Genomic DNA, 15,668 nt, shown 5'->3' with positions numbered 1-15,668 from the left:
TTGAGGCAGCGGCCGCGTGTAGACGGTGGCCGAGCGCTTTCCCGGCAGGCAGCTTCTGCCCGCTGGACGTGTTGCGGAGAACCTAGGTGTTTGATCCCGGACTTTAATGGCGCATCATTGCCGTCCGAATCAAAGGATGCGCTATGGGACAGGTTCTACACCGCCGCGCCACGACGACAGAGGCAGTCCGTCAAGCGATACAGCATAGTCAAGAGAGCCTGAGAGCGCTGGCCAAGCGCTACGGCATCGATCAGAAGACCGTTAGAAAGTGGAGGAACCGGACCTCGACCGCCGCTTCCCACCGGCCCGAAGAAACCAAGATCGACAGTGCTGTCGCTCGAAGAGGAAGCGGTGATCGTCGCCTTTCGCAAGCACACGTTGCTGGCGCTGGATGATTGCCTCTATGCCCTACAGCCCTCGATCCCGCATCTGACGCGCTCGTCGTTGCATCGCTGCCTTCAGCGCCATGGCATTTCGCGGCTGCCGCAGGACGCCGACAAGCCGGCCAGGAAGAAGTTCAACGCCTATCCGCTCGGCTATTTCCATATCGACCTCGCCGAGGTGCAGACCGCCGAGGGCAAGCTGCGCCTTTTCGTGGCCATCGATCGGACGTCGAAATTCGCCTATGCGGAATTGCACCCGACGGCGGGCAAGATGGCGGTGGCCCAATTCCTTCGCAACCTGATCCCGACTGTGCCCTATGCCATCCATACCATCTGACCGACAACGGCATTCAGTTCACCAACCGGACCTGCGACCGGCATGCCCTTCAGCACATCTTCGACGGCATCTGCGACGAACATGGCATCGAGCACCGGCTCACAAAGATCAACCATCCCTGGACGAACGGCGAGGTCGAGCGGATGAATCGGACCATCAAGGACGCCACCGTCAAGCGCTTCCACTATGACGATCACGATCAACTGCGCCGGCATCTCGCCGACTTCATCTTAGCTTACAATTTCGCGCGCCGGCTTAAGACCCTCAAGGGCCTCACACCCCACGAGTTCATCTGCAAAATCTGGGCAAAAGAGCCTGAACGGTTCCGATTCGATCCCACCCATCAAATGCCGGGACCAAACACCTAGGCGCCACTCGCCGGCCGACATCGTAGACCCGCCGGCCCACATCGTGGACGGACTGCAGTTTGCGCCGTATTGCTCCAACGGAACCTAAGGGCACGGCTAGCCTTGGAACGAAGAGCTGTTGGTCAGCGCGTCGAGCTTGCGGCCGGCACTGGAACATGGTGTTAAGGATCGTAGATAAAACGCCCCCGCTTGTGAGGCCATCGCGTGCCCAGATGACTGCAATATGGAAAATGCATTTGACCGGAGCGGGTGTGAAAGGGATCCTCCCGATCAAGCGGCGGATGGTATCCGAGTGTGCGGATTCGCGGCAAACCTCCGTCTAGCGGGTGGATGAGCTTTAGAACAATTTGAGGTGACCAAATGACTAGTACATCGTCAGTTCCTCTGGTAGGCCTTATTTTCCCAAGTGCCGAGTACGAATGCCGCCTTCAGAGAGTATTTGAGGCGATGGAACGCGCAAACCTTGATGCTTTATTGGTCACCGCGCACGGTAACCTTCAGTATCTTAGCGGATACGACGGGCGCGGCGCAATCTTCATGCCGTTTCCATTGATTCTTGTGCCGGGGCAAAAGCCAACCTTAGTCGTCCGAGAATTTGATTTAAGAAGTGTCCGCCTAGCCAGCTGGGTGGAGGATATCGTCCACTACAGAGAACAAACAGAGTTCGCTCAAGTATGCGCCGATGCCATTCGAAAATTCGGCTTGAAGGGTAGGATTGGCCTTGAGCTTGGTTGTTGGAATCTTGCACCGGCGGACGTTAACGCGCTTCAGGCGGAACTTCCAGATTTGAAATTTGTTGACGCGTCTCGTCTAGTGGCGACAGTCGCAGCCGTTAAGACGAAGATGGAACTAGAAGTCATGCGTTCCGCAATGAAAATGACAGACCTAGCCGTTAAAGTTTTCCAGCGGTCTCTTCGGGAAGGCATTTCAGAGGCGGAAGTGGCGGCGAATATAGAAAGCGAAGTCGAGCAAGCCGGGGGTACGGTACCCGCAAGCGCGAGTTCCTCAACATTGCTCTTTGGCGAACGAACTAAGCTACCGCACGGCAGTGCCAAAAACAATGCAATCAGGAACAATGAGCCTGCGTTTATGGAAATGGGCGGAGTTCAAAGCGGGTACCACTGTGGGCTTGTTCGAAGCGCCGTACTCGGCCGCCACCCCGAGACTGAAAGCCTGCACGACCTTTCGATTGAAGTACTTGAGGCGGCCATTTCTGTGATCAGGCCTGGCGCCACGGCCGGCGAAGTTGATGCGGCAGGCAGAAAGGTACTCGAACGACATGGCCGCCCCGGGCTTCTTAACCACCGGGTTGGCTATCAAACCGGTATTAATTGGGTGGAGCGTGGTTATATAAGTCTTGAACCTGGCGCAAAAGACATTCTCGAGCCCAATATGACCTTGCACATGCCAATCATTCTGTGCGGCGAAAATGGCTACGTGTTTGGAACCAGTGAACACGTTGTTGTGACAGAGCAAGGGTCGGAAATCCTGAGCAGCACTCCTCACACGCTCTATCGTGCATAACTGAGTGTGCGATCCGGAACTCGATAATAAACGTTTTCCGGACTGTGGACGTGGGGCTCACGAGGATAGGATGCGCAAGGGCCAGCCGTGATCGGGTATCGGCGGTGGGCGAATGTCGATGTACCGGCGAACATCGCTAAATGGCGCCGCAAGGGCCTGGCGCCGCGGTCGCTTGATCTGGCGTATCGACAAAGTGTACAGCGTCACTACGATCGCCCGTGTAGCCCTGCACACCGCGCACTTGAGCGGCGACGGCGACTTTGCCGCGATTCTGAAATGGGTATTGACCCCAGGCTTTGGCCGTGTTTACGGGCCATTTTCGGGAGTGGTGTCGATCTGTGAGGTTGCCGGTTCTGCATTGGAGTCGGAGATCGGCAGGTGTCTTGACTTGACCTTACTTGACTCGGAGCGGCAGCCTCGACGTTTCGAGGTGATCACCGGTGCGGGCGGCCGGCGCCGGTGATCTGTGCGATGACAAAGCGCGGATCATCGATCATCGCGGAGAACGCGGGGCCGAAAGTAATCACTTCCGAGGTCGCCCGTTATGGTCCCAGCCACAGCGGTCTTCGCCTGGCGCCGCGAACCGCGCAAACAGGCAGCTTCGGTGCAGCAAGATTCTCCTGCCTTCCTGCCGGCGGTTGTGGCGGCGCCGGGACCTGTAGCTGGGCATCCATCGAAGCAGCGGAAATGGAAAGCCACCCGAGACGCAGGCGTGATCGAGTTCGAGATCGACGGCGTCGTGATGCAATGGCCCGGTGCCAATGCCAAGACGGTCGAAGCAGTGATACGCGCGCTGAGGGCAACGTCGTGTCCGGGCCGACTGGTGCGGTCAACGTCATGGTGGCGACACGGCGCTGGTGCGCAAGACGATCGAGGCCGATCCGAGCCGGCATCGCGCACCAGGGCCAGAAGGCCGTCGGGACTTTTCTAAGTTCGACGGGATGACTGGCGACCAACACCTTCACGCCAGCCGGGATCATGCCTTGCGAACCGCCCGGATGATCCGCACCAGCTGCTCCTCATTGATATCGGCACCGGCGCGAATGACCACGCCACCCAGCTCGATCTCCACCGACGCAGATGCTGTCGGGGTGACCTCGACAAAGCCGAGCCGTATCCCGCTGCGGCCTGACCGCACCGCTCTTGATCGCATTGCGCCGCCAGCCAAACAGCTGCGAACTCGCCAGTCCAGCCTGGCGCGCAATCGCCGACACGTTCGCACCCGGCTTCAGAGACTCCTCAACCAGCCGTGCCGGCGCGCCACCGCCGACCAGCGCCGCCGCGGACGCTGCGGGCTTGCGTCCAGCCGGTTCGCAACCGCCTCAAGGACATGAAAAGTTCTATCATTAGGCATAGGCGCAGACATAGAAATTGACACTGCAAGCTCCTCGGCTTCTTCAGTGTCATCATTTCTCGCCCATCATCTCATGTCGCGCCAGATGGGGTCCGCTTCACGCTTACGTATTAGGTGCCAGCCCAGGACTATAATCTGGTTGCAGATTCGATGCGCTTGTATTCATCACCGCCATGCGGGCCATCTCAGGTGAGGCGTCGAGCTTTCCAGTGGAGCGCGACGAATTAGGCGATCCACCCGACGGAAGGCTCAAGCTATCATCAATTAGGGGCGCTCATCTGAGTGATCCGCTAGGATATAGTTAGGCAAACTCGCATGCCTGGTATCAAATATGCTCAAGAGGCAGCAGGTACGCTCATACCTGCACCGCGCGCAGTTCCGGATTAACAATACATGGCGAGGTCCCTAACGGTCTGTCGCAGAAACGCGACCACGCTGATTGCGCGCATATACAACTCGCAAGCAAGCCTTGCATAGCGTACGCCTCCAGCGAAAACCGCCTTGCAGGAGCATGGCACGGAGCCAGGCTGCGCTCTTAAGGTCGCCCTTACGAGCCAATAGTTAGCAGCACAGCATGAGCCATGTGACGAGTCGGATTTGCCGATACTGAACTCAAGCCGCGCTGGATCTGCAATCGAGATGGCATCAATACAAAAACTGAATTTGACACAGATCGCTACGCGACCATTAGTAAATAGCGATGAATTCCCGTGGAATTCATTAGCTGCAGGCGGAGGAATTCGTTCGGACTGAAACCGCGATTGAGAACAATGGTAAGATCATCGATGATCATAGCATTCCCTGCACTGAGTTGCACGCAGAAATAGCTCCGCAATTCAGAATAGAAGCCGAGCGATGGGCCAAGTACCACGCTATATATCCTAATGCACTCATAAGGGAACGAACATTTCGTGCCCCAAAAGCCGCCGATCGTGAAGCTGTTTCGCTCCCACGCCACTGACTAAACGCCATTTAATCCGAGCGCATGCCGCTGTAAAAAGAAGGAATGGTGCCCTTTGGGCGACGCGTAAATCGCTAAAGATACGTGCGCCGTCACCGCGTTAGCGCGTGAACGCGCATGGTTTGCCAGGCGCCTTGGCGGATATGAGCAGCGAACGAAATCCAAGTAGCGGCCTAGAGGTTTTTCGGGTCTTAAGTGTCGAGTGCAGTATCATGGCTTGTGAGGGAAAAAAATAGATGGGACTCATCCCTATCCGCTGCAGCAAACTTTAAAAAGGCAAGTGAAATGCAAAAACAGAATCCCACTAGAAAGATCGGCGCTATTGTTCCTTCTGATGGTACGATCCCCTATGAAATAATTGACGACAGATTTATGAACAAATGGCTCGCTGACCGCAACTTCGAGAACACGGAGTACATTTCTGTTCGCTCACTTGGTGGTAAGGATATATCTGCTGCCACGGAATTTGAATCCTGCGAGCGCGCTACTGCGGAAGATGTGCTGTCGCCGGCTGCACGCAAGTTAGGGAACATGGGATGCGGTTCGGTCATCTGGGCCTGCACAAGCGCCAGTTTCTTTAAAGGACTGCAGCATGCAAAGCGCCAGATTCAGTTCCTTTCTGAAAGTGCCCAAGCGCCCGCTTCAAGCACGGCGATGGCTTTTTTGGCTGCACTGGCGGCCCTTGGTGCGAAGCGTGTGGATATTCTATCGTTGTATGATTCTCAAACCACGAAGCTGTTGGTCACGTTTCTCTCTGAGGCAGGTGTAAGCGTTGGAAAAATCCGGAATATGTATACGCAGAGTGGACAAGGCAATGATGTCGACTGTGGAGCAGAACTGGCAGAGTTCGCCTCCTTAATGCCGATTTCCGATGACCCGATTCTCATTCCGTGTACCGGAATCAACTCCTTGGAACATTTGGAATCTTTTGAGAAAATTTCGGGTCGGCTAGTTATGACAGCCAATCAAGTCACATTATGGCATGCGCTTGTACTTGCCGGGCTTATATCCAGCACCGCAGATCCGCGCTCAACGTTAAGGCTATACGCTCAATGAATGGCGGCGGCGCACTGGGCCGACCGCGACTGGCTCGTGAGCCGACTTGCGCCTTGTTGCGCTGCTTGCATTTGAACGGGGACACCGTTGCTGCGTCGCCGGCAGGGCTGAGCAGGATGACGCCGACTGCCAAAGCCTTGACGAGCTTTGGGAGGCCGAGCACTGCTGTGCGACAACGTCGCCAACAACTCGTCGCACTTCTCGCCGGGGAATGAGCTTGTTCTCAGGCCACGGCGTTGAGCTCGGGAGCCGGGATGTACGCCAAGGCAGCAGGCCCTCGGTCAGGGTGGCCGTTGACGATCCTGGCGAGGAATGGAGCGGTTCGACACCGTTGAGTTTGAAGGTTTATGCCGACCGGCGAACTATGCCGAGCGCCTCGTCCGATCATGGCGGTATGATGCGCTTTGCCCGCCGTTTCGACCAAGAACCCATGGTTGACACTCGGCATAGTTCGCCGGTCGGCATGAACCGCCAAGATGAACCAGGTCGATCCGCACGCCTGGCTCACCGAGTCCCTCGAGCGCATCGCCCATGGCTGGCCAAACAGCGGCATCGATGCCCTCATGCCCTGGAACTACCAGCGCTGAACGGCCTCAGCTTCGCGCTTACCCTAATACCCTGACGCCTAGTACTGATCGCCAGGAAAGCCGGGTCCGCGCCTTCCATGACAGCGCCATGTGTTGGTGACATCGCTGCGTGTTCGACGCCCCCGCTTTGACTGCTTTGACTACGGCCCACGTAGTCCATAAGCGGTGTTCCGGTGGCGCCATCCGGTCCATCTCGCATTTAGATGATGGCTATACACATGCTGTATTTGCCGCTTGGCGTGGAGGAGGCTAACCGTGCCTTAAGGCACAGATCGGCGGCAGATTCGACCTTAGGTCAGCCCCTCACGATTGGCGACCGAAATTCCGGATGCGGGATGTCGGTACGCATACTCAGTTGATCGACGAGATCTTCGGAAGTTGAGTTTGAACAGAGCTTTAGGAGCATCATCTATGGCCTCGCAAAGCGCACGATCTATTGGATTAATCAGTCTAGAAGAGGGGCTACCGCAAGGTGCTATTCCGCCGGCGCCTCCGCGCGGGTCGATACTCGACCCGGCTATATACAATTTTCCGATTATCACGGAGATAGTAGCTGGTGGTTGGGCTGACGTTGTTATTCGCGGCGATGCGTCACTTGAGCCAGCCTGCGTAGCAGCTGCCAGGCGCTTAGTGGAACGAGGCGCGATCGCAATAAGCGCAGACTGCGGCTTCTTTATCCGGCACCAGGCAGCGGTGGCCGCGGCGGTAAATGTCCCCGTGGCGATGTCGAGCCTCCTCTTACTTCCGACGTTGCTCCGGCAGTTGCCGTATACTGCCAAGCTCGCCGTCATAACCGCCGACTCGAGGCATTGCGGCGAAGATCTGCTCGGGATTGCGGATCCGGTCGATCGGGCGAGGGTGATTATCGGCGGCATCGAAGGCGGCAAGCATCTGCAAAACGCGTTGATGCGTCCACCAATCCCGACGGACGTTGCCGACACTGAGAAAGAGGTCAGTGCCTGCATCGCGCAACTCCGCGCTGTCCACCCAGCAATCGCGGGAGTGTTGTTCGAATGTACCGGGTTCCCGGTGGTTACACCCGCGATCCGCCGTAGCATAGGACTGCCCATCTACGATATCACGGACCTATGTAGGCTGACGCTCGCGTCCGTCGTCTGAATATGTTCCATGTTGCGTTTTTTGGGGCGAAGTAACAGCGGCTATCGCGGCGCGCGGGGCGCCAATAGCAATGGCGTTCGGTGGATAAGCGGAACGTTGCAATTCACTTTTCGGACCGTTCCGAACCGGCATTGTTTACTTGTGAGATCGGTGTCGCAAAGACGGGGAAGAAGTCCAAGTTTGTCGGGGCGCAGAAGCGTCGTTGCGCGGCTGGCGGAGGAAGGCCATCCGTGGCGGAAAGGTGTCATCTCGGACGCGAAGTTTCCACAGCTGGAAGGATCCGGTTGCGCGTCATCTCATGAGCAAGCTCGCATGGCTCGATCATGAGCTTCCGAATTTAGGTTTGCGGACGAGCGTTTGAGCAAGCGGCTGCAACTGATGAAATGCAGGAGCGCGCCATGGCAGCCAGCATTCGCCTGATGTACGAGGCTGGCGCGCTGATCGTTTTGGAGAGTCAGGAATCCGAAAGGAAATCAGGGTGGTCAAACGCTCTTTTCCAACGCGACGACGCTAAAGCCTATGTTCATTTTCCTTCCCGCCTCACCGTTTTCCGGCCAGGCCGGGGAGGGCGGAGGCGCGTAAGTGTCACATCTCAGCTTTGCTTCTACCCTTGCAGAGCTCGGCGGTCCTAGTTCCGTCCGGCAGGCTCGCCTTGCTGAAGCCGTTTTTGCCGAGCGATGCCACCATCTCCTCGGAGCCGAGACAGTCCTTCAGCGCGACGTTGAAGGCGTTGACCGAAGCCTGCTCGTTTGGGGATGAGGATGGCGGCGTAGTCGGACTTGGAAGGTGGCGCGTATGAATCGGCCGGCTCGATACTGTCATCCTTATCGGCAAGCGTTTTTATTATATAGAAGTAGTTGCCGCTGATAGTGTCGGCGTGTCCGACCGTCATGGCCTGGAGATCTCCGCCTGCCGGCCACCTGGATGATCTTGTCGTTAGGGATGCCGATTTTTTCGCCTTCGCCATCACAATCAGCCGGCGCCAGGTGACGAAGGTGAGACCTTTGCCCCCCCACATCTTCGCAGGAATGCAGTCCTTCCGGACTGCCATTCCGCACGATCAGCACTGCCGCGACCTTGGCTAGCGGATTACAGCCCGTTGCGGCAGCGTTCGGGCACGATGAACATGCCGCCGGTGATAGATTCCAAGCGACCGGCCTCCAGGCTAGCACGATGGAGCCAGTCACATGGTGCCTATCTTCTTTAGAATGTCCAGCATCGCATTGACCAAGCCAAGCGGCTCGTTGTTCTCACCCGGATAGGCCCAAGGAACCTCGTTGGAGAAGCCGATCCGGATCGTCTCTCCGTTTTGACCTTGCTGAGCGATGAGGCCCGAGCTCAGTGAACGGTCAAATCTGGAGCCCGCTTCCCGCATTAATAGGCCGCGCGAGACCAGCGCGTCAGGGGTAGCGCAGTGTGCCGATGGCGCGCTGCCTGTGCGGAACCATCTCGCTGCTAGATGGTATCATAATAACACTGTATTTGACCCCGAGCCGGCCCGCAGTTGATCATCCAACACAGCCTTTTCTTGGACAGGTTGCGCTGTATGCTGACTTCGGCGCCGCGCCGTCAATAGCTGCCTGCGGTCCAGGATTGGTTTGAAACTGCGCCTACTACTATGCAAGAAAAAGAAGGGGAACAACAATGAACTACTGGATCAACCGCAGACGTTTCCTGCAGGCGACGTCATCCGCTCTCACGGTCGGCGCACTGTCTTCCGTGGCTAGCCAGGCGTCGGCTCAATCATCGGGCGAGTTAACGGTGATGGTAGGCGGCGGCGACTACGGCAAGGCCAATATAAAGGCATATGTGGAACCGTTCGAGGCCGAAACCGGGATTCGAGTAAACCCGATCACCGACGATATGTCTCTCGCGCAACTTGAGCTGATGGTGACCACGAATAACGTTTCAGTCGATGTGGTTACCATGGGCAACGGCACGGCGTCTCCTGCACACAAAAAAGGTCTCTTAGAGCAGATCGATTATTCGATATACAAAAAAGAGGAACTCGATGGTATCGTGGACTTTGGAAAGGAACCGTTCGGCGTTGCCTTCGTGATGTACTCAGTCAATATGGTATATAATACGGATAAGTTTCCTTCAGGCAAACCGCGCCCCAACACCTGGGCTGAGTTCTGGGATGTGAACCGGTTTCCGGGTGTTCGCGCGCTACAGTCGGGCATATACGGGAATGAAGGCCCCTGGGAAGAAGCCCTGCTTGCAGATGGAGTTTCTGCAGATGCGCTCTATCCGATGGATATCGACCGCATTTTTGTCAGTTTGGACAAGATAAAGCCGCATGTCCGCAAGTGGTGGACGAGTGGCTCCGAGATTCAGCAGATGATGCATGATAAGGCTGCCGACCTTCTGCAATCGTATGATGGACGAGCAGTCCTATTGGTAGATCAGGGTGCGCCCATCGAGATCAGTCGCAGTCAGCCCAAGGTAACTTGGGACTATCGAGTAATTCCCAAGGGTGCTCCGAATGCACAAAACGCGCAAAAGTTCATTGAATTTTCCACCCGCGCGGACCGCCAAGCGACGTTTGTGCAAATCTTTCCCATCGGCCCGACAAATCTAAATGCCCATAATCTAATTCCCGAGGAGGTTGGACGCAAGCTTGCCAGTCATCCTGACTACTTGAGAAATAGTATTCGGGTCAACGGGAATTGGTACTCCGATGTTGGAGCGGATGGCTTGTCGAATGCAGAGCGGCTCACTCAGCGCTGGAACGAGTGGATTCTGCTCTAGCCAGCTTTAGAATCGGCAAGGCGGCTACGATCCAGTCGTCAGCTTGCCGACCTGAATGTCTTGATGAGCCACGAGTGTCGGACTCCTTCATTTCGTGAAGCTGGTTGCCCCTTGCTAGCGATTTAGTCATTTTGCAACTTCGCTGCAGCCGACACCGCTATTTTGCGACGCTGATGCGCCCCCAATCAGTCGATGGTGTACGCAGTTGGGTCTTTCTGGAGTATCAACAGTGACTGTGTATATCAGAAATCCGGTCTCACTTACTGAGGTTAACGCATTGGAGCAAAGCGCGGTCCCCGCACAGATTGAATTTCGCAAGGTTACCAAGATGTACGGGCGGGTCGCCGCGGTCAAAGACCTGTCACTGACTGTCCGTCGCGGCGAGTTCCTGACAATTCTCGGCCCGAGCGGTTCGGGCAAGACCACAGCGTTGATGCTGCTTGCCGGGTTCGTAGCGCCCAATGAGGGCGACATCTTGATCGCTGGAAACTCCGTCGCTGCAGTGCCGTCCTACCGGCGCGACCAGGGCATTGTCTTTCAAAGCTATGCTCTTTTTCCCCACCTTACGGTGCGTCGGAACCTTGAATTTCCCCTCGAAATGCGCGGCATGAAGGCTGCCGAGAGGGCAGCTCGGGTCGACCGCATGCTTGAGCGCGTGCATCTTGAGGACTTTGGAGGCCGCATGCCGTCGCAATTGAGCGGGGGCCAGCAGCAGCGCGTGGCGCTTGCCCGAGCGCTGATTGCCGATCCGCCGTTTCTCTTGCTCGACGAGCCGCTCGGCGCTCTCGACCGCAACCTTCGCGAGCAGATGCAGGTCGAGATGAAGAGCCTGCACAAAGAGTTTGGCATCACCACCATCTGTGTCACGCACGACCAGGAGGAGGCGCTCACCCTGTCGGACCGCATCGTCGTCATGCGCGCCGGTCGGATCGAGCAGACCGACGCGCCCGAGGCCCTCTACGACCGGCCAGCGACGTGCTTCGTGGCAAAGTTTCTGGGCGAGGCAAACATCCTCGAAAATCCTGGTTTCACTGTCGAATCCGATGCCGCGCAGCCGTTCGGTACCGTGGCTATGATCCGGCCGGAGCGTATTTGTATTAGCCTCCCCAATGCACCAAAGCGGGCCAATGCGGATCAGTGGCAGTCCGTCAGCGGCATCGTCGATGAAATGATCTATTGTGGCCCGTTGCGCAAATACCATGTGCGCGTCGGGAGCACTGTCCTGATCGTGCGCGAGCATGTCGCCTCGGAACAGCAAACGTTCCGGCTGGGCTCGGAGGTGCGCATCCACTGGCTGCGGTGCGACGTTCGTTTCGTCTCATTATAGGCGCTAGGAAATCCGGATGAAGATGTTTCAGACAGTGGGCCGTATGCCCATCGGCCTTACCGTTCCGGCCTTCACGATCCTTTTCGTCGTCTTCGGCATACCAATCATTCTGCTCTTTTTTACAAGCGTCAATGCACCAGCTTTTTCGCTAGCCAACTATCAGGCGTTTTTCAGTCACCCAGCGAATGTTCGCGTGCTCTTGCAGACGATCGAGATAAGCATCGTCGCCACGGGCATCTGCGTCATCATCGGCTATCCCACGGCCTATCTCATCGTCGCCGCCCCGAAGCACCTGCGCGTGGCGCTCGTCGTGCTCGTCATCATCCCCTACCTGACCAGCGCCTTGGCGCGCACTTATGCATGGATCGTCATTCTAGGCGACCGCGGCTTGATCAACCATATGTTGCTCGACCTCGGGTTAATCTCCAGTCCGCTCCCGCTCATCTACAACCGAACGGCAGTCTATATTGGCATGGTGCACATTATGCTGCCAATGATGATCCTGCCACTTGTCAGCGTCATGATGGGCATCGATAAGTCACTGATGGCGGCGGCACGCAGCATGGGCGCGCGGCCACTCACCGCTTTCTGGCGGGTATTTTTCCAGCTCAGCATGCCGGGCGTGCGCAGCGGCGCGGTGCTGGTCTTTGTGCTCTGCCTCGGCTTCTACATCACTCCGGCGGCTCTCGGGGGGCTGCCGGATGCCATGCTGTCGACCTTCATTGCGTCGCAGGTTTCGACCTCCTTCAATATAGCGCGCATCGCCGCATCGGCCTTCGTCCTCTTGGCGGTGGCGGTGATCATGCTATCCATGTTCGGGCTTGATCTCTCCCATAGGCAGGGCAGCGCGGGGCAGCCGGCGCGTAAGCCTTGGCTGAGCCGACGGTCGCCTTTCGGTGCGCTGAAGCGCTGGGTCAATGAGCTTCTCACTCCCATTAGGGCGAAGCGCTGGATAGATCAGCTCTACCGGGCCGGCGGCGACAGCCACTGGCCGAAGATCGTCGGCACGGTATTCGTCCTACTCGTCATGTTCTACCTGCTGTTTCCCGGGCTCGTGGTCGTCATTATGTCATTTAGCGCCGGGACGTTTCTGGAATTTCCTCCCTCGGGCCTTTCCCTGCAGTGGTACCGCTCCTTCTTCGGCGATCCATCCTGGAGAGACGCTGCCTGGACCAGCATCCAGATCGCCGTTGCCGTGGCCATCCTGTCGACCATTGTGGGCACGCTTGCGGCCTATGGGCTCACCCGCACGACCTTTCCGCGGCTGCGCGGCTTCCTGACCATGCTGATCCTGACGCCGATAACTTTTCCGGTCATCGTCGTCGGTATCGCAACCTATCTCGGGCTGGTCAAACTCGGACTGCTAGGCTCGAACACCGGAATCGTCCTGGGTCATAGCATCGGCGCGATCGGCTATGTCGTCGTGATCGTCTCCGCCACCCTGGCGAATTTTGACAGACGGCTTGAGGACGCGGCCAAGAGCATGCGTGCGGGGCCTTTCCAGACGTTTAGGCGGGTGACGCTGCCGCTGGTTCGGCCGGGCATCATCGGCGGCGCCGTGTTCGCGTTCCTCCACTCCTTCGACGAGGTCGTCATCACGTCCCTCATCGGGGGCCTCTCGATTCGTACCCTGCCGCTGAAGATGTGGGAGAACATACGCCACCAGATCGACCCGACGATTGCCGCAGTGGCAACGCTGCTGATGCTATTGCCTGTGCTCTGGCTAATGGTCCTCTATGTCACGTGGTGGCGATCGAAGCTAAGAGAGCAGCCCGCACTTCTGAACTCCGCGATTTAAACGGTCTCCCCACGGTCGGCGGAGACTCGGCCAGATGGAAGCGCGCAAGCCTGTGGCCTTAATATGCCCGAACAGGCTGACAAGGAGGCTGGCACTAACGCGCGCATGATCGAATGTCATCCGGCCACAGTTGTTGCCGGCGGTCATAGCTTTGGAGACCGATGCTTGAGCCGTTGAGCAGGAGCTGAATGCGATTCGAGATTCAGCCTCTATGTTGGAGGTGCGGAAACGACTTGGTAAACCTGAGACTACGGTGGTTTGGCTGATGCTGCCGGGGCTTTTCGCTTGGCGCAGGTGCCGCACGCCGCATCGCGAGCACCACTCCAACTGAACAACGACAATTGATGCGCGGAGAAGATCATGAATGTGAAGCAGATAGCAATCCCCGGCACCGGAACAATATATCCGAGATCCGAATATGAGAAGCGGCAAGAGCGCGTACTCGAAGCTGTGGAACGCGCTGGCCTTGATGGCCTCATGGTAACCGCCAGAAGCCACCTTCGCTATCTGACTGGCTATTCCGGCCAGGGATCTTATTTCAGGCCGTTCCCGCTCATACTATCAACGGGGCGGGCGCCGACCTTTATCGTCCGGGAGTTCGATGAGGGGAATGTCAGGGCAAATAGCTGTATCGACAAGATAGTGCCCTTCACCGAGGGATATGAGTGGCGCACGGTTTGCGCTGATGTTCTGCGGCGACATGGCCTTGACCATAAGCGAGTCGGGATGGAACTCGATTGCTGGGGCCTAGCCCCGGCGGACGTGACCGCGCTACAAGCGGCCTTGCCCAATGTGAAGATCGTTGATGCGGGCAGGCTGGTCGCGTCAATCGCGGCCGTGAAGGACGAAATCGAAATTACGGCTGTGCGCGAAGCGGCCGCCATGACGGATCTCGCTATCATCACATTCCAGGAATCGCTTCTGGAGGGGGTCACCGAAAGCGAGGTTGCCGCAAAGATCCGCAATCGGGTTTCAACCGCCGGTGGGGAGGACATACAACCCGAACATTTGCATATGGTCTTCGGCGAACGCCTGCGGGTGCCGCATCAGGAGCCGGACAAGTATCCGATCGGGATAAACGAGGGGGCCTTTATCGAAGTCAGCGGGACAAAAAATGACTATGTCGCCCCATTGTGCCGGTCCGCTGTCGTGGGGCGCCATCCCGGGCTCGAAGCGCTGTACGAAATTTCGTCGGAGGCTTTGGACGCGGGTATCGCCATCATGAAACCGGGTGCCACGACCGGCGCCGTGAATGCGGCTATCCGCAGCGTGGTTCAACGATCCACGCACCCGCACGCTCTTCGCAGCAGGACCGGCTACCAAATTGGAGTGTATTGGAACGAACGCGGCAACATCAGCATAGAACCAAGGACTGAAGATATCCTGGACGTCAATATGACGTTCCACCTGCCGATTATTCTCTTCGACGAGAATGGCTATCAGATCGGTTGCAGCGAAAGCGTTTTGATAACGGAGCAGGGGGCTGAAATACTTGGCAAAGTCCCACGAACCATCGATAGAGCCTAGTACTCGAAAACATCACGTGAGGCTAGTCCACAGACCGGCCGCACAGCCCGAACGCTTTAAGCTTAATCCGCTCCGGCAAATGCCGGGACTAAACACGCGCCGAGGAAGGTAAGCGGGCGCCAGTGGCCGTGCGGAGCCAAGACGCGTAGCCGCTTACCCTTGGTCTCAATCTCGGACCGGAGCGTTGGTCATGATCCAGGTTTCGTTTGACGAAGACCAGGCGCTGCGGATCGAGGCCGCTCTGCCAGGAGCAGCCGCATCGTGCCTTTATCGTTGAGCAGATCAATCGGCCAATCAGAGTTCTGAACTGACGCGCTGCATCGACTGAAGGACGAGTTGGCAGCGCGCGGGGTCAAAGCCTCGCACGAGCGGTGTGGCTGTTCCTGCGGCGCGAGGGCCCGAGCTTGGAAAAGCTCTGTTCGCCCTTGAGCAGGCGCGCGCTGATATTGCCCGCAGGTGCTAGCGATGCGAACGGCAACGCGCGGGTGATTGCGGTCGGCTGGTTTTTGGCTTTTACCCTGTCAAAGACACCTGAACTCCCGACGACATGGCCACGCGGCATCTGGAGTATTGGGT

Annotated in this window: 11 protein-coding genes and 3 pseudogenes; 9 read left to right on the top strand and 5 right to left on the bottom strand. The window is 57.4% G+C overall.

What is annotated here, in order from left to right:
- The first annotated feature begins 143 nt into the window (after positions 1–143).
- The 5 genes and pseudogenes from EOA28_RS02375 to EOA28_RS02345 form a co-directional block, all read left to right on the top strand.
- Positions 144–1,088: pseudogene (locus EOA28_RS02375) on the top strand (IS481 family transposase).
- A 360-nt stretch (positions 1,089–1,448) separates the two neighbouring features.
- The gene (locus tag EOA28_RS02370) at positions 1,449–2,612 is read left to right on the top strand and encodes a Xaa-Pro peptidase family protein (RefSeq protein ID WP_128314539.1); all 1,164 of its coding nucleotides are present in this window, start codon (positions 1,449–1,451) and stop codon (positions 2,610–2,612) included.
- Between the two features lie 172 nt (positions 2,613–2,784).
- Entirely contained in the window at positions 2,785–3,075 is a 291-nt protein-coding gene (locus tag EOA28_RS02365; protein ID WP_128314538.1) for a hypothetical protein, read from the top strand.
- A 2,137-nt stretch (positions 3,076–5,212) separates the two neighbouring features.
- Positions 5,213–5,983, top strand: a complete 771-nt coding sequence (locus EOA28_RS02350) for a hypothetical protein (protein ID WP_128314537.1) — start codon at positions 5,213–5,215, stop codon at positions 5,981–5,983.
- Positions 5,984–6,450: 467 nt separating this feature from the next.
- Positions 6,451–6,570 (top strand): annotated as a pseudogene (locus EOA28_RS02345) (transposase domain-containing protein); the annotation flags it as partial.
- A 738-nt stretch (positions 6,571–7,308) separates the two neighbouring features.
- Here the strand turns inward: EOA28_RS02345 and EOA28_RS41080 are convergent.
- The 3 genes from EOA28_RS41080 to EOA28_RS02335 form a co-directional block, all read right to left on the bottom strand.
- Positions 7,309–7,557, bottom strand: a complete 249-nt coding sequence (locus EOA28_RS41080; RefSeq protein ID WP_189341898.1) for a hypothetical protein — start codon at positions 7,555–7,557, stop codon at positions 7,309–7,311.
- Between the two features lie 760 nt (positions 7,558–8,317).
- Positions 8,318–8,581 carry a hypothetical protein gene (locus EOA28_RS39485; protein ID WP_135932612.1) on the bottom strand — a complete coding sequence of 88 codons (264 nt, stop codon included), beginning with the start codon at positions 8,579–8,581 and terminating at the stop codon, positions 8,318–8,320.
- Positions 8,582–8,872: 291 nt separating this feature from the next.
- Positions 8,873–9,064 carry a hypothetical protein gene (locus EOA28_RS02335; RefSeq protein ID WP_245501457.1) on the bottom strand — a complete coding sequence of 64 codons (192 nt, stop codon included), beginning with the start codon at positions 9,062–9,064 and terminating at the stop codon, positions 8,873–8,875.
- A 269-nt stretch (positions 9,065–9,333) separates the two neighbouring features.
- On the opposite strand from EOA28_RS02335, the gene EOA28_RS02330 reads away from it, so the two are divergent.
- From EOA28_RS02330 to EOA28_RS02315, 4 genes are all read left to right on the top strand, one after another.
- Positions 9,334–10,440, top strand: a complete 1,107-nt coding sequence (locus EOA28_RS02330) for an ABC transporter substrate-binding protein (RefSeq protein ID WP_128314536.1) — start codon at positions 9,334–9,336, stop codon at positions 10,438–10,440.
- Positions 10,441–10,768: 328 nt separating this feature from the next.
- Positions 10,769–11,767: an ABC transporter ATP-binding protein gene (locus EOA28_RS02325; protein WP_128314548.1), complete on the top strand. Its 999-nt coding sequence runs from the start codon at positions 10,769–10,771 to the stop codon at positions 11,765–11,767.
- Positions 11,768–11,783: 16 nt separating this feature from the next.
- Positions 11,784–13,565 carry an ABC transporter permease subunit gene (locus EOA28_RS02320; RefSeq protein WP_128314535.1) on the top strand — a complete coding sequence of 594 codons (1,782 nt, stop codon included), beginning with the start codon at positions 11,784–11,786 and terminating at the stop codon, positions 13,563–13,565.
- A gap of 360 nt (positions 13,566–13,925) precedes the next feature.
- Positions 13,926–15,092, top strand: coding sequence for a Xaa-Pro peptidase family protein (locus tag EOA28_RS02315; protein WP_128314534.1), 1,167 nt, complete (start codon positions 13,926–13,928; stop codon positions 15,090–15,092).
- Between the two features lie 95 nt (positions 15,093–15,187).
- Here the strand turns inward: EOA28_RS02315 and EOA28_RS02310 are convergent.
- Positions 15,188–15,336: pseudogene (locus tag EOA28_RS02310) on the bottom strand (IS630 family transposase); the annotation flags it as partial.
- A gap of 108 nt (positions 15,337–15,444) precedes the next feature.
- A partial coding sequence (locus tag EOA28_RS39480; protein WP_210214916.1) for a hypothetical protein occupies positions 15,445–15,668 on the bottom strand: 224 nt, incomplete at its 5' end.

It is taken from the genome of Mesorhizobium sp. M2A.F.Ca.ET.067.02.1.1, assembly GCF_004023285.1.
Classification (GTDB): Bacteria; Pseudomonadota; Alphaproteobacteria; order Rhizobiales; family Rhizobiaceae; genus Mesorhizobium.
This window is presented reverse-complemented; position numbering and strand designations above follow the sequence as displayed.

Bases quoted from the DNA above. Each gene is read 5' to 3' on its own strand.
- EOA28_RS02370 (WP_128314539.1), top strand. From the start codon at position 1,449: ATGACTAGTACATCGTCAGTTCCTCTGGTAGGCCTTATTTTCCCAAGT.
- EOA28_RS02350 (WP_128314537.1), top strand. From the start codon at position 5,213: ATGCAAAAACAGAATCCCACTAGAAAGATCGGCGCTATTGTTCCTTCT.
- EOA28_RS39485 (WP_135932612.1), bottom strand. From the start codon at position 8,581: ATGACGGTCGGACACGCCGACACTATCAGCGGCAACTACTTCTATATA.
- EOA28_RS02335 (WP_245501457.1), bottom strand. From the start codon at position 9,064: ATGCGGGAAGCGGGCTCCAGATTTGACCGTTCACTGAGCTCGGGCCTC.
- EOA28_RS02330 (WP_128314536.1), top strand. From the start codon at position 9,334: ATGAACTACTGGATCAACCGCAGACGTTTCCTGCAGGCGACGTCATCC.
- EOA28_RS02325 (WP_128314548.1), top strand. From the start codon at position 10,769: ATGTACGGGCGGGTCGCCGCGGTCAAAGACCTGTCACTGACTGTCCGT.
- EOA28_RS02320 (WP_128314535.1), top strand. From the start codon at position 11,784: ATGAAGATGTTTCAGACAGTGGGCCGTATGCCCATCGGCCTTACCGTT.
- EOA28_RS02315 (WP_128314534.1), top strand. From the start codon at position 13,926: ATGAATGTGAAGCAGATAGCAATCCCCGGCACCGGAACAATATATCCG.